Here is a 17,632-nt window from a genome sequence, read left to right as displayed (position 1 = left end):
GGGCAGGAGCGCCGTCAACCTTGCAGTCGTGCGGGAATCTCAGGTCCATGGGACGGGCTCGGTCTCGCCGACCCACCTGTTGGTCCTAGAGAGGTCCTGGTAGGAGCCTCGGTAGCCGATCGAACGGAGTACCAGCAGCGCGAGGTAATGGCGGGTTAGTAGCCAGGTCTCGGTGACCAGTCCTTTGACTCCGTATACGGGCTCTTGTGTCTCTTTGGGATGCACAAGACGGTTCCGGACTCGTGTGACGACGTCAGCGCCATCCGCCGACCGAGGTTCGTTCACTTGCTGCTCGGTCGCGAAGGCGGCGGTCACCGGCAGATGGGCTGCGCGAACCCTTAGATCTACCCCGGCGTCCGTCAAGAGTGTGCGCAGCTTCCTATGGGCCGGCCAGGCGCGGGATGTGAACTCGGCTTCGGTGAGCCGACCACTGAGCACCAGCTCCTGCCACATCACGTGTTCCAGTCCGGCAGCTCCACTCATGATTCGCTGTTCGACGAACCCCCGGTCGGCAATGGCAGTGATCGCGTACTGCATCTGCAGGCGGAGCGCCTGTCCCGTGCCTGAATCGCGGAAGGCGGGCAGGATGCAGGCCAGCAGATCTGCCAAGGATGCCTGGTCTTCGGGATACCACCAGCCAGAGCTGGTGCGGCGTGCCGGGTCGCAAAGCATCGGGCCCCACTGGCCCCACACCGTCTGTTCGTGGTCGTCCTGGCCAACAGGCAGGGCAGGGGCGACCCACCGGCCGAGCGCAAAGGACAGCCCGACGTGCATGGCACTGAGGACGGGGGTGACCTCGGACCCGGTGAACGTGGTTCCGTTCAGCCGACGGATCTCCATTGCGTGGGTCATGACGTAGATATCGGTCTGGCGCACGTCAGAAAGGACGGCCTCGTGGTCGGGTCGAACGTCAAGCGTGATCCTCCACCCGTCCGCCTCGTACACACTGCGGCCGGCGGGCACCAGTCGTGGAGTTTCATCAGCGACGTGAGCTGCGAGGTGGGCTGATCCGTGCCATCGGGGCAGGTTGAACCAGTGTGCGACGACACGGTCGAGGGGAGCGGTGGGGTCCCCGCAGGAAGTGCCGTTGGACCAGCCGCTCACAGTATCCCTGGCAGATACTGGCAGCTCGAAGCCGAGCTCAAGGAGACTCAGCCCGGTCCTGTCCGTAGAGGCGGGGTCGTGATCCTCGGTTTGTACACTCCACGAGATCCCGAGTTTCGGGGAGCAGCCGAGCTGGACAACTCCGGGCACCTCAGCCCCGGCTGAGCCGGTAACCGGCCCGTCGTAGAGGGCAATCGGCTCCCCTGGCGCGTTGAAGGGATACACCGGTGACAGGGGGGTCTCAGCGGTGAGCCCAGTTGAAGAGGTAGACATGCGCCGCACCCTAGACGCTGCCGGGGAGCGACTGGGGAGAATCAACTGCGCAAAAGGCGTCGTTGTAAAGCCCCCTGGGAGGTCGAACTCAAGGCCGAGCTCCGGGGATCCGCCGCTATATTGCCGCCGTCTTCCTTTGCGGGCCCTCGGCCTGCTGCTCTCGGTCCTCTGCGGGAGTTGGCTTCCGGTGTCGGCGCCGGCCTTCCCCAGGGCGGGCCTGAGCGCCAAGACCATGAAGGTGTCCGGATTCCCGCCGGACACCACGGCGCTGTGTGAGCCTGGCTGCCGTCATCGGCAGGGGACTTTCGACCACCTGCACCGCGTGGTTCGAGTCCGCCGGGAAGAGCGTGAGCAGCTCAATCGCCGCGGAGCCTCATGCTGACAGCGGAAGTGGAGACGACCTGGGAAAGTAGCCTCCAACCGAACTCGTCTTCCCGGTCGAGTGCCGCCGCGTCGAGACCATTGAGGCCCTCGTGGATTTCGCGAATCGCGTCGTGCTCCCGGTCGCACACGGCTTCCAGGAGGCGCAGCGTCTGCATCTTGAAGGGCATGCAGGTCACCCCTGCTTGGAGACTGAGATGCTCGACCGCCATGCGCGACGCGATGCTGACGAGAAGGGATAGAAGCTGCTGGCACTCGGGGGCGGGTGGTGCGTCGGCTTCGCCGATGAGGACCATGAGTGCGGTGCGGCATTCGGGCACGCCGCAGGCGGCGGCCAGCCCCACTCGCAGCCCCACGTTGTGCAGGGTCTTGGCGATCACCTGCGGGTACAGCGGCTGCTCAACCGCGTACGCGTGGATGGTTTGAAGGTGTTCCAGGGCATCGTTCCATCGATGCTGATAGGCCAGGGACTCGGTGAGGAGCCCTGTCAGTTCGAGGCGTTGTGGGCCGCAAAGACCGTCGTCATTAAGCAGCGTTCGGCAGCGCTGCTCGACTTCCTCGTCGGTCATGAGCCCGGTCGTGAGGGCGTCATTGATCTGGCCGATCTCGTGCTGAATGCGCAAGGACTGAGTGGCCGGCATTCGTTGGCGCAGGGAGGCGAAATCGGCTGTGAGGGCTTGTACCTCTGGCTCCAGGGCGCCCTGGCCGGTGTGACTGCTGAGCACCGTCAGGCAGTTGGCGACGGCCATGGACGCGTCCTCGGGCCGGGAGTCGGCCAGTTGGAAGGCGAGGTCTCGGGCGCGTTGCAGATGAGGCAGCCACACTGCCGATGCTTCACCGGTGTTTCTCAGTACGTCCGCGAGCTGGGAACGGGTCTTCAGCTCAAGCACGGGGGCCGGTTCTTTGCGGGTCAGCAGGTACTCCAGCTCGTTCTCGAATGCCTGCCGGGCGTCGTCCAGCTTCCCCCGCAGCACGTAGGTACCGGCCAGGTTGCCCCACATGATCGCCAGCGTGTCCGTGGCGATGCCCAGTCGGCCGGCATGGCTGGCGAGGCTCTGCACGTGCGGCAGGATCGCCAGGAGATGCTTGTCGTCATTCGCCTCGATAAACGCCGTCAGCCACCCCTGAGCATGGTACGCAGATCGGCTCAGGATCTCGGACACGTCGGTGCGGCCTTCCGCCAGCGTGCGGATGACATGCTGCACGATCTCGTTGACGTTGATCGTGTCGTCGACGCCTTCGCAGTGCGCGGTGGACCATTCCTGCTGAGGCAGCGTGCACAGGGGTTCATCGCGCCGGGCCAGTGACTCGGCACGCAGCGCACGATGCATCTCATGGGCGGTGAAAGGTACCTTGGCCTGCGGGCCAAAGACCGCTGGATGGCGAAGACCCGACCGGACGGCGTTGTCGCTGGACATCAGGGTGGAGAAGTAGAGAAGCCAGATCGGAATCTGCCGGGAGGCGAAATAGGCCGCGGGGAACAGCGCGTGGGCTGCGCCCTCGGACGCCGGCTGCAGCTCTTCCTTGTCCATCAGGCGTTCCAGAGTCAACCGGATGGCTCCGACCAGCGTCTCAGGGTACCCGTGCGGAATGGCGTCTCGGTCATTCAGTGCCAGATCACGGATCTGCCCCAGATAGCGGCCCGCTTCCCTGAGCCCGAACTCGCAACCGGCAAGGTGACCGCAGGCGAGCTCTATCGCCAGTGGCCAGTACTCAAGCTGTTCTGCGAGAGCCGCAGCGGTCCCCCCGCTGTCGGCATCCCAATCTCCCTCATGGTGCAGGCGCATCCTGATCAGCTCCGTGGCCTGATCGGGAGTCATGCTCAGGATCGCTACCTTGGCTCGCTGGGTTGCCCAACTGACCTGGTTGGTCGAGGTGATGAGGACGTGGCCGCGCCCGCTGGTCGGAACCCAAGGATCCACCAAACGGCGGTCGACGACATTGTCGATGATCATGAGCCAGGGGCGTGCCGAGGAGCTCAGTAGCGTGCGCACCCGGTCACGGAGCCGACTGCTGTCGGTATCTGGGCCGTTGTCCGTGCGACGGAGCAGCCAGTCGTGAATGCTCTGGAAGGAGGAGCGCAGGGACGTGCTGCTCTCGCCGTTCACCCAGAAGATGTGGTCGTAGGAGTCGGCCATGTCGTAGGCGTAGTCGGCGGCGGTACTCGTCTTGCCGATGCCGGAGGGGCCGAGCAGCGCGCAGGTGGGAACCGTGCGTTCCCGTCCGCCGCTTGTTAGTGCCGCGCGGATACGGTCGATGAGATCCGGGCGGGGGACATCTGGTGCGGCCGGCACTGCCCCCACCATGACCCCCCAGTCGAACTCGCCGAGTTCATAGGCCAGATGGCGCCCGGGGGTGAGGAGTTCCTCGCGGAACCCCGCCAGGGGGAACACGCCGTCGAACTCGCCCGAAGCGCGACGGTGGATCTCGAATGCCAGATAGTTCGTCAGTCGGCCGGCAGACTCATGGCCAAGACCGCGGCAATGCTCGTTTCGGAGTCGCCGCATGCGTTCCCGGAGCTGATCCCGCAGTTGATACCGTTGCCTGGAATCCACCGAGATTCGTGCGCGGCCCAGTCGGTGCAGCTCGTCATCGCTCATTCCCGCCGGCTCGTCTCGCCAGCGTCCGCGCTCCATCAACCGCTGAAGGTGCTCGCGGAGCTCGTGTGGATCGTCGACGCTCAAGGCCCGGTTCAGCTGCACCGCCTTGGGGTGGAGCCGCATGTTCGTGATCAGTCGATACGACCCTGCCCGCGGCCGTGCGCGGATCATCCGAAGCAGGACGCCGAACGCATCAGGAGCAGACATCTCCGTACCTGAACCGCCGGACTTCACCTGGGCTGCATGGATGCTGCCGCGGTGCTGGTCGACAAGTTCGAAGTCGATTGCGTCGGGGTCCGTCGAGTCTTCATCCGGGGTGGTTGCGGGTTCGATCAGCGCTGCAGCGACTCCGGGGTAGCGGTCTTCTGTGGCATCGAGAAGCGCTTCCAGCGTCACGAGGTACTGGTATTGGAACCCATCTGCTGCCGCCTGCCCCCCGCGCTCCGCCACCCGGTGCCCCTCCCGCCCGTATGAAGGTAACCAACCTATCGGGCACCTCGGACATCGGTCGCCTGAGACCGTACGGCGGTGGGCCGGCCGGGGGCATAGTGTGCTGCGGTCTGACCACTGAGGGCTCTTCATCCTGACGCGGCAGCGAGGTGAAGGGCGAGAACGGCCTCGACGATCGCGGTGATGCGGTTGGTACTGCAGCACAGCTTGCTCAAGAGGCGCCAGCCCTTAAACGTGGTCATGGCCTGCTCGCCAACGCAGCGGATCTTGGCGTTGGTGGTGTTGTGACGTCATTGCCACCGCTTGAGGCGGCGCCCCTTGAAGGGAACTCGGATGTTCCGGGCCGCGCCTTGGTATGCCTTGTCGGCGTCAGCCTTGAGGCCGACCTCGCCGAGGGCGTCGATGATGCCGTGCTCGCGGGCCGCCGCCTTCAGGTCGTGCCGTCGCACCGGGCAGCGCGGGCGAGGCCCACAGCAATCTCTCGAATGGACCGGCCAGCACCTGAACGTTCATGTCACCGTGCCGCTTCTTGCCGGAGTAGGGCCGGTCCGCGGCGATCCGGTCGAACCACACAAGGCCGGGGTGCCCCGGCAAACCTTCGCAGCCACCTGGTTGTCGAGGAGTAAACTCCTGCTTCCCGTGGGGACGTCCACGACGTTCGGCTTGGGATGTATGGGGCGTGCCACCTTCAAGTTAGGGCAATGGTGTTGAGGCGGGCGCGCGTGAGTGCCACGTACAGGGCACGATGGTCTGACCGTGCAGGGTCGAGGCCGTGTGCCAGGGCCGCAGCGTCTGCCGGGCTCAACCTGACGGCTACCGTGTTCCACTCGCGTCCCTTTGACTGGTGGGCGGTAAGGCCAGGTATCACCCGGTCGTTTGCGAGCCGGAGTTGTAGACGATTCAGGGCGCGAAGTGGCTTGCGTGTGAGCTGGGTTGTAGCGATTGCCGGAATGTGCACAGCGAGACTGCGTGTCAGTCTCTGCCACACTACGGCCGGTTGGTCGCCGTACTTGAGGTCAGTTATCGCGGACTGCAGGCAGGGGCGGAGCGTTGTCGCTAACACTTCCCTTTCCAGCCCGAGCGTGACCAGAGCGTCGTGCAGAAAAACTGCCTGCATGCCCAGCGCATTCTGTGCGATCTCATTGAGGAGCAGGGTGCAGATCGCCTCTTGAACCTGACCGACACCTGGCTTGATAGCGAGGGGCAGGACGTGTGGATCGCACTCCCATAGTGCCTTCCACTTGAGGGCGAGGACCATATCGGCATCGCGGGCAGAACCGGCCTGCAGCGTGACGGGCAGGCGTCGTCGTAGGCGCTGTGTAAGCCATGCCTGTCTGTCGGTTCCCCACCGAAAGGAGTCGTCCAAGTAGTGTGTGAAGAAGCCGTTCTCCCTTATGTACGCCGCCATGGCAGCGGGACGAGCGCCTCTGAACTGGTAGAGGGCCTGCCATGGATCGCCGACCAAGGTGAGAAAACTGGACGCTGACGCAGCGAGTGAGAAGATCTCCCGGTCCAGATCGTTGGCGTCGAACACCTCATCTACGATCAACGAGCGCACCGAGTTCTCGAAGTGCGAGATTAGTGCTCGGCGCGCGGGATCAGCTGTCAGAGCCCCCTGAAGAACCTCCCGTACGTTGTCATGGGTGCACGTGCCGGCCGAGACGGCTCCCTTGAAGTGCAGGGCTGAAGGGTGGCTGGCGTTCTGGGGCTCGTTGACGGTTCTTATGACGACGTGGCCGCAGTCGACCTGCAGAACGGGCCTTATGCGGCCGGGTTTTGTCGGGAGGGTCGACCGCCATGAGTCCAACACGTCAAGTTCCGTGTGTTCTCCTGGCCAGTGCAGAACGCCTTCATCGAGTAGGTGGAAGAGCAGGTCGCACAGAAGGGTGTCCAGGGTCACGACGCGATGCGGCCAGCGCAGTGAGGCCGAACCCCATTGCCGGGCGACCCGCGTACGCAATTCCTCGGTGGCTGACCTGGTGAAACTGAGCGCTACGACAGCGCGTGCGTCGGTGGGGGCGGCAAAGCGGTGCAGGCCGAAGCGCAGGGCCGACACAGTGGTCTTTCCGGAGCCGGGTGCCGCTTCGATGTAGACGCGGTCATGGGGGCTGCCACTCGCGGTGAGCTGTTGGGGTGTCAGTGTATGAAGCCCTGTGCTGGTTCTAGGCATTGTCCTGTTCCTGCGGCCAGGCTCCGGGTATCGCTTGCGTGGGCCAGCTTCCTGGCTGGCGGCCTGCCGTGTGGTTCTGCCGGATCGGATGTGAGCGCAGGGGATTGTCCCAGTTCGGGGTTTCCTCCACCTCGCCTGCCGCGGCATCGAACTCGTGCTCTGGGTCGATGGGCTCGTTCTCTGGCCAGTACGCCGGGTCGTCGAGGTCGTCATCCCAGTCGATGACGTCAGGCAATCGGTCCCAGATGTTGTCGGGAGCAAGCCATTCGGGCGGTTCCATGGCGGCGTCTTCGGACGTCAGATCGCTGGGGGAGTCTGGCGCGGCTGGATAGAGGAAGTCGAAGAGCTTTTCAAGGTGATCGGGTACGGATACGAGGGAGAAGCCGTCGTCTGCCTCGCGGTCGGCGTCGTTGGCTTCCCGGAGCGCCGCGGCGAGAGCGAGGGCGAATTCGGCCTTACGCCGCGCACCCCGGCCTTCTTTGACTGCTTCCTCGCCGTCCTTTCCGGCCCTCCGGCTGGCGAAGTAGGACCGAACGTTGTCGGCGGTGACTTCGGCCAATGGATGGTTTGGGTCGACCACCTGTTGGGCTTCCGCGACTAGGTCCTCGTTGCCCGGAGTGATCGCCGGCTCGAGGGTGGGATGACTGATGAAGACCCGGACCACGGACGTGTCGTGCTCTGCAGCCCACCTGGGCATGTCGCGTGTGCTGTCGAAGGGAAGGTCGCTGTCGCTGTCACGGAGGATCGCCAGCTTCGTGCACAGTTCCTTGCCCGGTGTCGCCAGGAGATGGGCAGCCCACTGGCCGACTTTGGTGCCCATCGGGACGATGCTCAGGGCATCAATGAAGGCTTGCTTGGCTTCATCGTCACCTGCCCAGGCACGGCCGAATTCACGCACCACCGCGCCCTCGGTAACGCCTTCGACCAGGAGCAGGCGTTCGGCGAAGAGAGCCGACGAACGACTCGCGTCCAGGTGCAATCTGGCCATGCGGAGCGTGGCATCGCGATGCTGGTCCGGGACAACGTCCTTGACGCAGTGGCTCACACTTCCATGGTCGGTGCGACGCACGACGACGAGCTCGGTGGGGTCGCAGGCTGTGATGATGTCAGTCGCGTGACTGGTGAGGATCACCTGTAGCTCGGGGCGCGCCTTGACGGTTCTGCGCAGGTAGCGGACCAACGAGTGCTGCAGCTGAGGGTGGAGATGGGCTTCTGGCTCCTCGATGATGACCGTTGCGTGAAAAGGGGCTGTGGAGAAGAAAGAGTCCTCCTCGGAGGCCGCCTCAGCTTGTGCTTGCGCCAGGTTCTCGAACGCTTGCCGCGCTTGCTCCTCCTCGGATGGGGATTGGTGCTCGCCGCTCTCCGGTGGGTTCGTTGAGGCGAGGGGAACCTCGGTGGAATCAGGTATCGCAGCCAACGTCACGGCAATATGGAGCAGGTTGACGTACCCAAGGCCAGAGACCTCCAGAGGCCGGGCTGCGGAGCGGCCTTCGATCACGGCGAGCATGATCTCCAGGACGCGGGCGAGATAGGTGTCGTCGATGACCTGGCCTCGCACGTAGGGCCATTGTGGGCTCACGCCGGCGGACAGTCTGCCCAGCTGCTCGCCGACGCGTGCCTCAACGGCGTCTATCAAGCTGTCCTTGGCGAGATCCTCCAATAGCCGTGAGGCGCGGGCGCGTAGAGCTACCAGGTTGCGGCTGCCATGGAGTTCCTGCTGCCGTGCGCGTAGCAGCTCCACCAGGATGCGCACCTCGCGGCGCGCCAGTTCGTCCAGTGGATGACGCCAGGCGGGAAGATAGATCAGCTTAAATTGGTCGATCTTCCGGGCGAGGCCGTGGCTGCTTGTCAGGCGCGAGGTGACTGTTCCCAGTTGTCGGTGAAGGGAGACACTCCAGGATTCAGCTTCTCCGCCGAGCCGCCGGTGCCCTGTGGTGTGAAGCTCGCGGCCGAGGCGCCCCTCGGCGTGGAGGTCGTCGGCCAGGGCGTACGCGATGTCGATGCTGCGCTCGACGCCGGCATCAGGCGATGCCAGCGCGGCTGAAGTCGGCCTCGGGAGCACCGGAAACCGGTTTCCTGGGTGCGCGAGGTAGATCGCGTCGGTGAGTGTGGTCTTACCCGCGCCGTTGGGCCCGATCATCACACTGAACCTGCCAGGAAGGTCGCAGCTCATTGGCGTCTCTGCGCTCGCGCGTAGACCGCTCACCTTGACGCGACTCAGATGCATGGCAGGCTCCCCGATCGACTCCGTCACTCTGGCAACATCATCGCTCAGCGGTCCGCTGCACTGCTCAGTTGCCCCTTTGGAACCCTGGCCACCCAGAGTGACGCTCCGAACGTGCTGCCCGCTGCGCGCACGGATCCTGATTCATGGGCTGCCAGTTCAGGATCAGCCACTGATGATGCGCCAGCTTTCACATCATCCGACGCCGAGAGCTGCCGAGCTGATTCGGGGTGCTGTCATTGGGGCGGTTACGTCTGAGTGTTCCTCGTTGGCTAAGTGGCGACAGCGTTTCGGTGTCCGGGGACAACCCTTGGAACGGCGGATCCACCTGGTGGCCCGGCCATGTAGCGGCGCTTATCTGGACGCATGGCGAAACTGTTCGGCGGGAGGTGCAGACCGAACGGGAGGTATCTGGGCGACGCTCGTGTTCACGAGCCGTGGCTGGTGGACGTGGTTGGCCGTTCACGGACTTTCCGCCGGCATGCTGGGCAGGCATGGTGGCCGCGGTGCCCGTAGCGGTTGATGGGTGCGCCGCAGCCGGCGCACGGGCCGATGTGCCAGGGCAGGCAGTTGAGGAGTTGGGCGGCCCGTTGCCGTTCGCTGGGTGCAAGGACGAGGCGCTGTTCCTGGCGGGGGATGCGGTACAGGTGTGCGGGGACATCTGTCCAGGTGTGCGGTGCGGCGGCTGCGGCGGTGGCGCGGTGTCTTCGGGTGTCGTCGAAGGTGTGGGTGCGCTCGCCGTATCGGCAGCGGGTGTCGAGCTCTTCGCCGGTGAAGGTGAGTTCTCCGTCGTCGGGTTGGTCCGTGCCGTCAGGTTCGGGTTCGGGCGTGCCGACGATCTCGCGCCAGCGGGCTCGGTCCTGCTCTGGGACCCACATCCGGGCGGTGAGCCGGGTGTCGCGTGGGTCGGGGATCCGCATCGGAACCCAGCTCCCTGTCGCACTCGTGACGACAAGTTCGTCCAGCTGGGGTGTCGGTTTCGGCGGCAGACACAGGGCGGGCAGGTCCCAGTGGGCGTGGAATCCTCCGCAGGTCCGCATCCCACCAGAACCGGGGCAGGGGCGCTGACTGTTCGCGTCGCAGCGCCACTCCTGCAGGTTCCGGGCGCCGGCCCGGACCAGCATGGATTTCCGGCTGGCGATGACATGCCAGGGCTGGTCGTCGGCCAGTAACCAGGGCGCTCGGTCGACGAGCGCTGACGTGCCGTCACTCGTGACCCACAACGGAGTGATGCCATGTTCGACGGCTCGCGTGGAGCGGCGCCGGACCGTGGCTGCGGTGATCGGGGAGTACTGCGCTTCCCATCCCACCTTCCCTGCTGGCCCGGCGATCAGGACGTCGGTGCGGATCCGACCGTCATCCGATCTGGCGTCCATGTCGGCGGTCAGCCCGTGCTCCTGGGCGGTTCGGGCAATGCGTTCCTTCATCGCCTTGTGCTTGTCGGACTCCTCGGCCGTCGCTTTCGTTCGCAGGGGCAGGTGCGCCGCGACCAGAGTGGTGACTCCGTCGATGGTGCGCCGGCGGATTGCCATCCACGGGGTGCGGCCCTCACCTTCGGCCTGGCATATCCCCTCTTCGTGGTGTTCCAAGCATTCGAGTAGTTGCCGGTCCCGGTCCCCGATGGGGTGGGTGATTTCCTCCAGCAGGCCGGGTCGTTTTGGGTGTCCGAGGTCTGCGTGGGTGAGGTGGACGACGATTTCGTAGCCGGTGTGCCAGACGCCGTTGGCCATGAGTTCGAGGTTACGAACGGCACGCACGTGCCGCTAGGACGCATTGGTCCGCCGGAGAAGAGTGGTTGCAGTGCAGCACGCCCACTTTGCTGCTCGGGCGCAGTACGTTGGCCAGGAGGACAGGACCTTCCATATCCTGCTGGGCGAACAAGCGCTGAACACCCATTTCGGGGGGCCCGAGGTCATGCGAGGCCAGCTTCGCCGGCTGCTGGACGCGATGGATCTGCCGGGCCTGTCTCTGGGGATTATCCCGGCCCGTGCCCCACCTCGGAGTTTATCCTGAAGGCGGATTCTCGATCTTCGACGACCACAGGGTCGAGGTCGAGGGATACCGTGGGGCCGAGACGATCATCGACCAGGACCGGGTCGATCTGTTCCGCAAGGCGTTCGGGCTCCTCCACCCCTCTGCCGTCTACGGTCAGGCTGCCCGGGACCTGATCACGGCCGTGTTGGCGACGAGCTGACAGCGCGAGGTCACGAATGGGTGAGGCTTTCGTGGTCCCACTGCTCCAGCAGCGTCTCCGCGGGCAGCGCGCTGCCGTCGGGGGCAAGGCGCTGGACCGGCATGTCGTGGGAGGCGCACGCGAGCAGTTGCTCAGCGACGAGGTGAGGAACGAGCAAGGCTGTGGTGCCTGACTTCCGGTTGAAAGCTACCTGGTAGGTGGCGATGACTGATGCCTCCCAGAGGGTGAGAGGGTCGCGTTCCGGCTCGCTGTGGCGGGTGTGGGGGAGAGCGGGTGTCTTGACTGCCACCAGCTGCCACGGCGCGGTGGCGGGGCGGGCGGCTTCTTCGCGCGCCTGGCGGATCCAGCCGGCGGTGAGCCGACGGAAGGCGGTGTGAGCTTCGGGCTTCCCCTTGCGGCGGCGCCCGAAGGCGTCGCTGACGACGGTGTACACCGAGAAGTCATGATCTTCCAGGCGCTGCCAGGACCAGGTGGCTCGGCGACTCCACTCGTACCACGCTCGCCGGAAGGTTTTCTCCGCTTCCGCTCCCAACCCGGCGAAGCCGGGATCGCCGGAGAACTGCGGCGTGGGCAGGACGCGTACGGCAGCCGCCTCCAGCAGACGGGCCGGCTGGACGAGGTCCGCGAAAGCCCGACGCTCGGCGTCGAGGACGGCGGTGAGCCGACTCTGCAGCCCCTCGGCCCACGGGGCGAGGAACGGGTAATCGGCTACTGCCTGGTTGCTCCGTATCAGGTAGGAGTGCAGTCGGCGCCAGTGTGAGAGGCGTCCATAGCGGAGATCGCGGGCGCGGTCATAGCGTTCCCACTCCTCGTCGTGCCCAGCCTTGTTGTCTTCCTCATCCGCGTCGCCGACGTCATTGGTGTGGGGCGGGTAGTCGCCGGTGGAGAGGGCGATGGCCGCGTCACGCTCGGCGTTGATGTCATCCTCGACCTCGGGGTCCCTGTCGAGCCAGATGGTGAGAGAGTCCACGTCGTTCACCGCCGCGCCGAGCGGCAGGATCGGGCTGTCCGTGAACAGAGCCCACCGGCAGTTCGTACAGAGCCGCTCGACGGCTTCGCCGAACGGGATGTCGAACTGGTTCACAGAAGCGGCCGACCGCAGTGCGCGGCACTCGGGGCTTCCGTGGAGCTTGCCCTTGCCCGTTGCCGAGGCGTGGCAGGTGATGGGGGTGCCCCGGGCCGACCCCAGGGGAACCTCGGGCTTGAAGATCGAGCCGAGCATGACGTGGCGGAGCTCACCGGTATTCGAGGGCATGTCGGCAGGCTATGCGCAGGCACTGACAGTCCGCCGGGTAATCGGTCCCCACCACTCTGGGGTGAGTTGACACACCACGCCAGGAACACGGCCGCCAGCACGATGGTCATGGGGACCATGTGATGAAGGTCGGGCTCGAAGCGTGTTCCCACGCCCGCGGAGCGTGCTGCAGAGCCTGAGCGGTCCCGCTAGGTCGTGCCACCACACGTGTCAGGGGGTTGTCGCCTGCCTCACCCCGGGCGGGAGTCTGGTCCGTGACTGGTCCGGGGACAGTCCTCGTGCAGGTCGACCATCGACCTGAGGCAGCCTGTTGCTTACCCAGAGTGACTCCGGTGTCGGACTGCCTGGAGCGTAACGGCGCCTCCAGGCAGCCGACTTGAGGCTCTAGAAGAACCCAAGCTTCTTCGGACTGTATGAAACAAGAACGTTCTTCGTCTGCTGGTAGTGGTCCAGCATCATCTTGTGGGTCTCGCGGCCGAAACCGGACTGTTTGTAGCCGCCGAACGCCGCGTGCGCCGGGTAGGCGTGGTAGCAGTTGGTCCACACCCGGCCCGCCTGGATGGCGCGGCCCGCGCGGTACGCCGTGGTGCCGTCACGGGTCCACACCCCCGCCCCCAGCCCGTACGGCGAGTCGTTGGCGATGCCGACCGCGTCGTCGAAGTCCGCGAACGACGTCACCGCCACCACCGGACCGAAGATCTCCTCCTGGAAGACCCGCATGTGGTTGCCGCCCTCCAGGATGGTGGGCCGGACGTAGTAGCCGCCCTCCAGATCGCCGCCGAGCTCGGCGCGGGCGCCGCCGGTGAGTACTCGGGCGCCCTCCTGCCGTCCGATGTCCAGATAGGAGAGGATCTTCCGCATCTGGTCGGTGGACACCTGGGCGCCGATCATGGTGTCGGTGTCCAGCGGATGGCCCTGCACGATCTTCTCCGTGCGGGCCACGGCCGCGTCCATGAAGTCCCGGTAGTGGCCGCCCTGGACCAGCGCGCGGGACGGACAGGTGCACACCTCGCCCTGGTTGAGGGCGAACATGGTGAAGCCCTCCAGCGCCTTGTCGTAGAAGTCGTCGTCGGCCGACGAGACGTCGTCGAAGAAGATGTTCGGGCTCTTGCCGCCCAGCTCCAGCGTGACCGGCTTCAGGTTCTCGCTCGCGTACCCCAGGATCAGGCGGCCGGTCGCGGTCTCGCCGGTGAAGGAGATCTTCGCCACGCGCGGACTGGACGCCAGCGGCTTGCCGGCCTCCTCCCCGAAGCCGTTGACGATGTTGACCACGCCCGGCGGCAGCAGATCGGCGACGATGCTCATCCATACATGGACCGAGGCCGGGGTCTGCTCGGCGGGCTTGAGGACCACCGCGTTGCCTGCGGCCAGCGCCGGGGCCAGCTTCCAGGCGGCCATCAGGATCGGGAAGTTCCACGGGATGATCTGGGCGACGACCCCCAGCGGTTCGTGGAAGTGGTACGCGACGGTGTCCTCGTCGAGTTCGGAGAGGCTGCCCTCCTGCGCCCGGATCGCCCCCGCGAAGTAGCGGAACTGGTCGATGGCCAGCGGGATGTCGGCCGCCAGCGCCTCCCGCACCGGCTTGCCGTTCTCCCACGTCTCGGCGATCGCGAGCTCCTCCAGGTGCGTTTCCATCCGGTCGGCGATCTTGTTGAGGAGGGCGGCGCGCTCGGCGGGCGGGGTGCGGCCCCATGCGGGCGCGGCCGCGTGCGCCGCGTCCAGGGCCCGCTCGACGTCCTCGGCGGTGCCGCGGGCGACCTCGGTGAAGGGCCGGCCGTCGACGGGCGTCGGGTTCTCGAAGTACCGCCCCTGCTTGGGCGGCACGTAACTCCCCCCGATCCAGTGGTCGTAGCGCGACTGGTAGCGGACGACGGAACCTTCACTGCCCGGGCTTGCGTAGCGCGTCATGAGCGGCCCTTCCGTGCGGATGCGCCGCCCGCGCCGTCACGGGCGGCGTCGCGGCGACGCTAGTGGCGGCTACGTTGCACGGACGTTGCCGCCCGGGAGGCGTGCGCGTGGCCGGGGTCCGCGGCCGGGTGCCGGCCGGGGCGGGCGTCGCCCAGACCGTAGGCCGCGCGCAGCCGCTCGGTGTGCCGGACCAGCGCGGTCCGGTCGGGCGCGTACGCGGGGAGCGCCGCCAGCAGCGCCTCCCGCACCTCCAGATCGTCCTCGCCCCACGGGGCCTCCACCCAGCGGCGCAGCAGCTCCGGATCCCGGCGGGACAGCACGGCCCGCCGCAGCCGGTCCTCCAGGTTCCGCCGCATCCGGCAGACGCCGGGCGCGTCCGACAGGGGCAGCAGCGGCCCGCGGTACGCGCGCAGCGCCGTGTGCAGGTTCCCGGCCGCCAACTCCTCCGCCACCGCCGTCACGTCGACGGTCAGCGGGGCGCACAGCCGGTACGGGCGCGAGGCGAGCAGCGGGCCCGCCAGCCGGCGCAGCCGCGACAGCTCGGCGCGCAGCGTCACCGGGGACCGCTGGTCGGCCCACTCGCCGTACAGCTCCAGCGCCAGGCGCTCGCCGGTCAGGCCGTCCGGGTGGCCGGCCAGCAGCACCATGATCTCGCTGTGCCGCCGGCTCAGGCGTATCCGCTCGCCGTCGGCGACCAGCAGCGCCTCGTCCCGGCCCAGCGCGGTCAGCGCGACCCGCGAGCCGGTCGGGTACGGGGCCGCACCGGCGAGCTGGGCCTCGGCGGCGCGGGCGGTCGCCTGCACCAGGGCCAGGCTGTGCGGGGTGGCCAGATGGTCGCCGCCGGTGATGTCGACCGCGCCCAGCAGCCGCCCGGTGTGCGGGTCGTGGAGCGGCGCGGCCGCACACGTCCACGGCTGCACCCGGCGGTTGTAGTGCTCGGTGGCGAAGATCTGGACGGCGTGGTCGATGGTGAGGCAGGTGCCGGGCGCGTTGGTGCCCGCGTGGCGTTCGCCCCATCGGGCCCCGGCCACGAAGTTCATGCGCTCGGCGCGCCGCCGGACGCCGCTGTGGCCCTCGATCCACAGCATCCGCCCCTGCTCGTCGCAGACCGCCAGCAGATGCGCGCCGTCGTCGGCGATGTCGCCGAGCAGCTCCCGGAAGAGCGGCATGACGCGGGCCAGCGGGTGCTCGGCGCGGTACGCCGCGAGCTCCGCGTCCACGAGGTCGATCGGCGCCATGGCCTCCGGGCTCACCAGCGCGTCGGCCGAGCGCCGCCAGGAGGCCGCGACGACGGGGCGCACCCCGGGGCCCACGGTCCCTTGGGTCAGGAACGCCTCGTGGGCGCGGCGCACCGCGCGGCTGCGTTCCGCCGGGTCCGGACCCGACGCCATCGCCAGCCATGGATTGACCACACGGCCTCGCTTCACAATACGGACGCCGTCTTCGGAGGCCGCGGGGCGTCAGAGCCCGGGCTGAGATCGGCGTCGAATGGTCGGTCTGGGGTGGTGCGGTACCGCGGTCCCACGTTCCCGCGCGGGACGCGGGCCCCGCAACGGCGGGAACAAGCCTGATGGGGCGCGTGGGATCTCGTGCGGTCTCGTGCGGTCCGGACTGTTGTCGCGGCTGCCGTCCTGGCTGGCGTCCTGACCGTTGTCGTGACTGTTGTCCTGGCTGGTGTCCTGACCGTTGTCGTGACTGTTGTCCCGGCTGGTGTCCTGACCGCTGTTCCGCCGTTGTCCCGACCCGCCCCGGCTCCTACCACACCGCACGCCGCGGTGGCGGTGCCTTGTCCGTCCTCGCGCGTCATCCGGCCCCCGTCGTCGGAGCGTGGAGCGCGGGTGAAACGATGTGGACGTCATGGAAGCGCGGCATGTGGGGCACGTACTGCGGGCGCTGCGAGCCGCGGTGTTCGCAGCGGTCTGTGTGCTGCTCGCGGCACTGGGCCACGCGGTGATGTCCGGCACGGCCGTCCCATGGTGGGCGATCGCCTCGGCGCTGGCGGTCACCGGGGGCGCCGCGTGGTGCCTGGCGGGCCGGGAACGCGGACCGCTGCTGGTGACCGGCGCCACGGTGGGCGCGCAGATCGCGCTGCACACGGTGTTCAGCCTCGCCCAGGAGGCGGCGGCCGGACGGCCGGTGCCGTCAGCCGGTGCCGGTGCCGGGGTCGGGGGTCTTGGCGGTGGCGGCTTCGCGGGCACGCGCTGCGGCGCGTTCCTTCCACCGGACCTCGGCGGGGACGCGGGCGGACACGCGGGCCATCTCCACCAGGCCGGACATCTCGGCTCGGGCGGGATGCCGGACCACGGAACGTCCCTGCACGACGCGGCCATGCAGGGGACGTCAACCCACGGGATATCCCACGGAATGTCCCACGGGATGTCCATGCCCGGAATGGACATGCCGGGGATGGACATGGCCGGGATGCATCACGGGCACGGTGCCCTGGGCATGTGGTCCGCGCACGTCCTGGTCGCCCTGATCTGCGGCATCTGGCTGTCCGGCGGCGAGCAGGCCGCCTTCCGGCTCGGCCGCACCCTGGCCGTACGGCTCTTCGCCCCCCTCCTGCGCCTGCTCCGCGACCCCGCGCCGGTCGCCGGTCCGCCCCGCGTCCGTGCCGCACGCCACCGCGCGGAGCAGCGGCTGCGCCGGCTGCTCCTCGTCCATGTCATCGCCACACGTGGTCCACCGCCGTACGGCGCCGTCGCTTGACGGCCGCCCACCACAGCCACTGACCACGTCACCGGACTCCGCCGCCGCGCGGCGGCGCCGTCCGGATTCCAGGAAGGACCGCAGGCGATGACTCCTGCGCACATTCGGGCGATGACCCCTGCCCGCTTCAGGGCCGTGCCACCACGGTGCTCGGCCCCCGCTTCACCCCGAACCGCTCCAGCGGCCGGTGAGTTCCCGCAGCTCCCGCGCCCGTTCGCGCCAGTCGCGACAGGCCGGGCACTCCCGCAGATGCGCGTCGAGAACGGCGTCCGGGACGTCCGGCGGCATGTCCTCGCCATCGAGCCGCGCCGAGATGGCGGTGCGAAAATCAGAGCAGTCCACGCCCGTATCGTCTCTCGCCGCC

The 17,632-nt window shown here is 67.4% G+C and carries 12 protein-coding genes and 1 pseudogene; 3 read left to right on the top strand and 10 right to left on the bottom strand.

The window, feature by feature from the left end; translation table 11 throughout:
* Window positions 1-39: 39 nt before the first annotated feature.
* The 6 genes and pseudogenes from ACQUSR_RS04255 to ACQUSR_RS04230 all read right to left on the bottom strand — a co-directional run bounded on the left by ACQUSR_RS04255 (window position 40) and on the right by ACQUSR_RS04230 (window position 10,932).
* Window positions 40-1,377: a hypothetical protein gene (locus tag ACQUSR_RS04255; protein WP_431041177.1), complete on the bottom strand. Its 1,338-nt coding sequence runs from the start codon at window positions 1,375-1,377 to the stop codon at window positions 40-42.
* 356 nt (window positions 1,378-1,733) lie between these two features.
* Window positions 1,734-4,754: an NB-ARC domain-containing protein gene (locus ACQUSR_RS04250; RefSeq protein ID WP_431041176.1), complete on the bottom strand. Its 3,021-nt coding sequence runs from the start codon at window positions 4,752-4,754 to the stop codon at window positions 1,734-1,736.
* A gap of 182 nt (window positions 4,755-4,936) precedes the next feature.
* A pseudogene (locus tag ACQUSR_RS04245) lies at window positions 4,937-5,384 on the bottom strand (transposase family protein); the annotation flags it as partial.
* A 112-nt stretch (window positions 5,385-5,496) separates the two neighbouring features.
* A complete protein-coding gene (locus ACQUSR_RS04240) occupies window positions 5,497-6,978 on the bottom strand; it encodes a UvrD-helicase domain-containing protein (RefSeq protein ID WP_431041175.1) in 1,482 nt (493 codons plus the stop codon).
* Window positions 6,971-9,118: an AAA family ATPase gene (locus ACQUSR_RS04235; protein ID WP_431041174.1), complete on the bottom strand. Its 2,148-nt coding sequence runs from the start codon at window positions 9,116-9,118 to the stop codon at window positions 6,971-6,973. Before ACQUSR_RS04235 ends, ACQUSR_RS04240 begins: the two co-directional genes overlap by 8 nt.
* Window positions 9,119-9,630: 512 nt before the next feature.
* Window positions 9,631-10,932 carry a hypothetical protein gene (locus tag ACQUSR_RS04230; protein ID WP_431041173.1) on the bottom strand — a complete coding sequence of 434 codons (1,302 nt, stop codon included), beginning with the start codon at window positions 10,930-10,932 and terminating at the stop codon, window positions 9,631-9,633.
* 61 nt (window positions 10,933-10,993) lie between these two features.
* Here ACQUSR_RS04230 and ACQUSR_RS04225 point away from each other — a divergent pair, with 61 nt between their 5' ends.
* Together ACQUSR_RS04225 and ACQUSR_RS04220 are read left to right on the top strand one after the other, a co-directional pair.
* The gene (locus ACQUSR_RS04225; RefSeq protein ID WP_431041172.1) at window positions 10,994-11,215 is read left to right on the top strand and encodes a Scr1 family TA system antitoxin-like transcriptional regulator; all 222 of its coding nucleotides are present in this window, start codon (window positions 10,994-10,996) and stop codon (window positions 11,213-11,215) included.
* Window positions 11,190-11,396: a hypothetical protein gene (locus tag ACQUSR_RS04220; RefSeq protein ID WP_431041171.1), complete on the top strand. Its 207-nt coding sequence runs from the start codon at window positions 11,190-11,192 to the stop codon at window positions 11,394-11,396. Before ACQUSR_RS04225 ends, ACQUSR_RS04220 begins: the two co-directional genes overlap by 26 nt.
* Before the next feature lie 10 nt (window positions 11,397-11,406).
* Here the strand turns inward: ACQUSR_RS04220 and ACQUSR_RS04215 are convergent, their stop codons facing one another.
* From ACQUSR_RS04215 to ACQUSR_RS04205, 3 genes are all read right to left on the bottom strand, one after another.
* Window positions 11,407-12,618 carry a hypothetical protein gene (locus ACQUSR_RS04215; protein WP_431041170.1) on the bottom strand — a complete coding sequence of 404 codons (1,212 nt, stop codon included), beginning with the start codon at window positions 12,616-12,618 and terminating at the stop codon, window positions 11,407-11,409.
* A gap of 417 nt (window positions 12,619-13,035) precedes the next feature.
* A complete protein-coding gene (gene exaC / locus ACQUSR_RS04210) occupies window positions 13,036-14,559 on the bottom strand; it encodes an acetaldehyde dehydrogenase ExaC (protein ID WP_431041169.1) in 1,524 nt (507 codons plus the stop codon).
* 59 nt (window positions 14,560-14,618) lie between these two features.
* On the bottom strand, window positions 14,619-15,971 hold the full coding sequence (locus ACQUSR_RS04205; protein ID WP_431047373.1) for a GAF domain-containing protein: 1,353 nt from the start codon (window positions 15,969-15,971) through the stop codon (window positions 14,619-14,621).
* A gap of 445 nt (window positions 15,972-16,416) precedes the next feature.
* On the opposite strand from ACQUSR_RS04205, the gene ACQUSR_RS04200 reads away from it, so the two are divergent.
* The gene (locus ACQUSR_RS04200; protein WP_431041168.1) at window positions 16,417-17,268 is read left to right on the top strand and encodes a PE-PGRS family protein; all 852 of its coding nucleotides are present in this window, start codon (window positions 16,417-16,419) and stop codon (window positions 17,266-17,268) included.
* A gap of 162 nt (window positions 17,269-17,430) precedes the next feature.
* Here the strand turns inward: ACQUSR_RS04200 and ACQUSR_RS04195 are convergent, their stop codons facing one another.
* Window positions 17,431-17,610 carry a zf-HC2 domain-containing protein gene (locus ACQUSR_RS04195; protein ID WP_431041167.1) on the bottom strand — a complete coding sequence of 60 codons (180 nt, stop codon included), beginning with the start codon at window positions 17,608-17,610 and terminating at the stop codon, window positions 17,431-17,433.
* Window positions 17,611-17,632: the final 22 nt, after the last annotated feature.

Source organism: Streptomyces sp. P1-3 (assembly GCF_050613155.1).
Taxonomy (GTDB): Bacteria; Actinomycetota; Actinomycetes; order Streptomycetales; family Streptomycetaceae; genus Streptomyces.
Note: the sequence above shows the minus strand (reverse complement) of the source record. Positions and strands in the feature narration are given on the sequence as shown.

Bases quoted from the DNA above. Each gene is read 5' to 3' on its own strand.
- ACQUSR_RS04255 (WP_431041177.1), bottom strand. From the start codon at position 1,377: ATGTCTACCTCTTCAACTGGGCTCACCGCTGAGACCCCCCTGTCACCG.
- ACQUSR_RS04240 (WP_431041175.1), bottom strand. From the start codon at position 6,978: ATGCCTAGAACCAGCACAGGGCTTCATACACTGACACCCCAACAGCTC.
- ACQUSR_RS04235 (WP_431041174.1), bottom strand. From the start codon at position 9,118: ATGATCGGGCCCAACGGCGCGGGTAAGACCACACTCACCGACGCGATC.
- ACQUSR_RS04230 (WP_431041173.1), bottom strand. From the start codon at position 10,932: ATGGCCAACGGCGTCTGGCACACCGGCTACGAAATCGTCGTCCACCTC.
- ACQUSR_RS04215 (WP_431041170.1), bottom strand. From the start codon at position 12,618: ATGCTCGGCTCGATCTTCAAGCCCGAGGTTCCCCTGGGGTCGGCCCGG.
- exaC (WP_431041169.1), bottom strand. From the start codon at position 14,559: ATGACGCGCTACGCAAGCCCGGGCAGTGAAGGTTCCGTCGTCCGCTAC.
- ACQUSR_RS04200 (WP_431041168.1), top strand. From the start codon at position 16,417: ATGGAAGCGCGGCATGTGGGGCACGTACTGCGGGCGCTGCGAGCCGCG.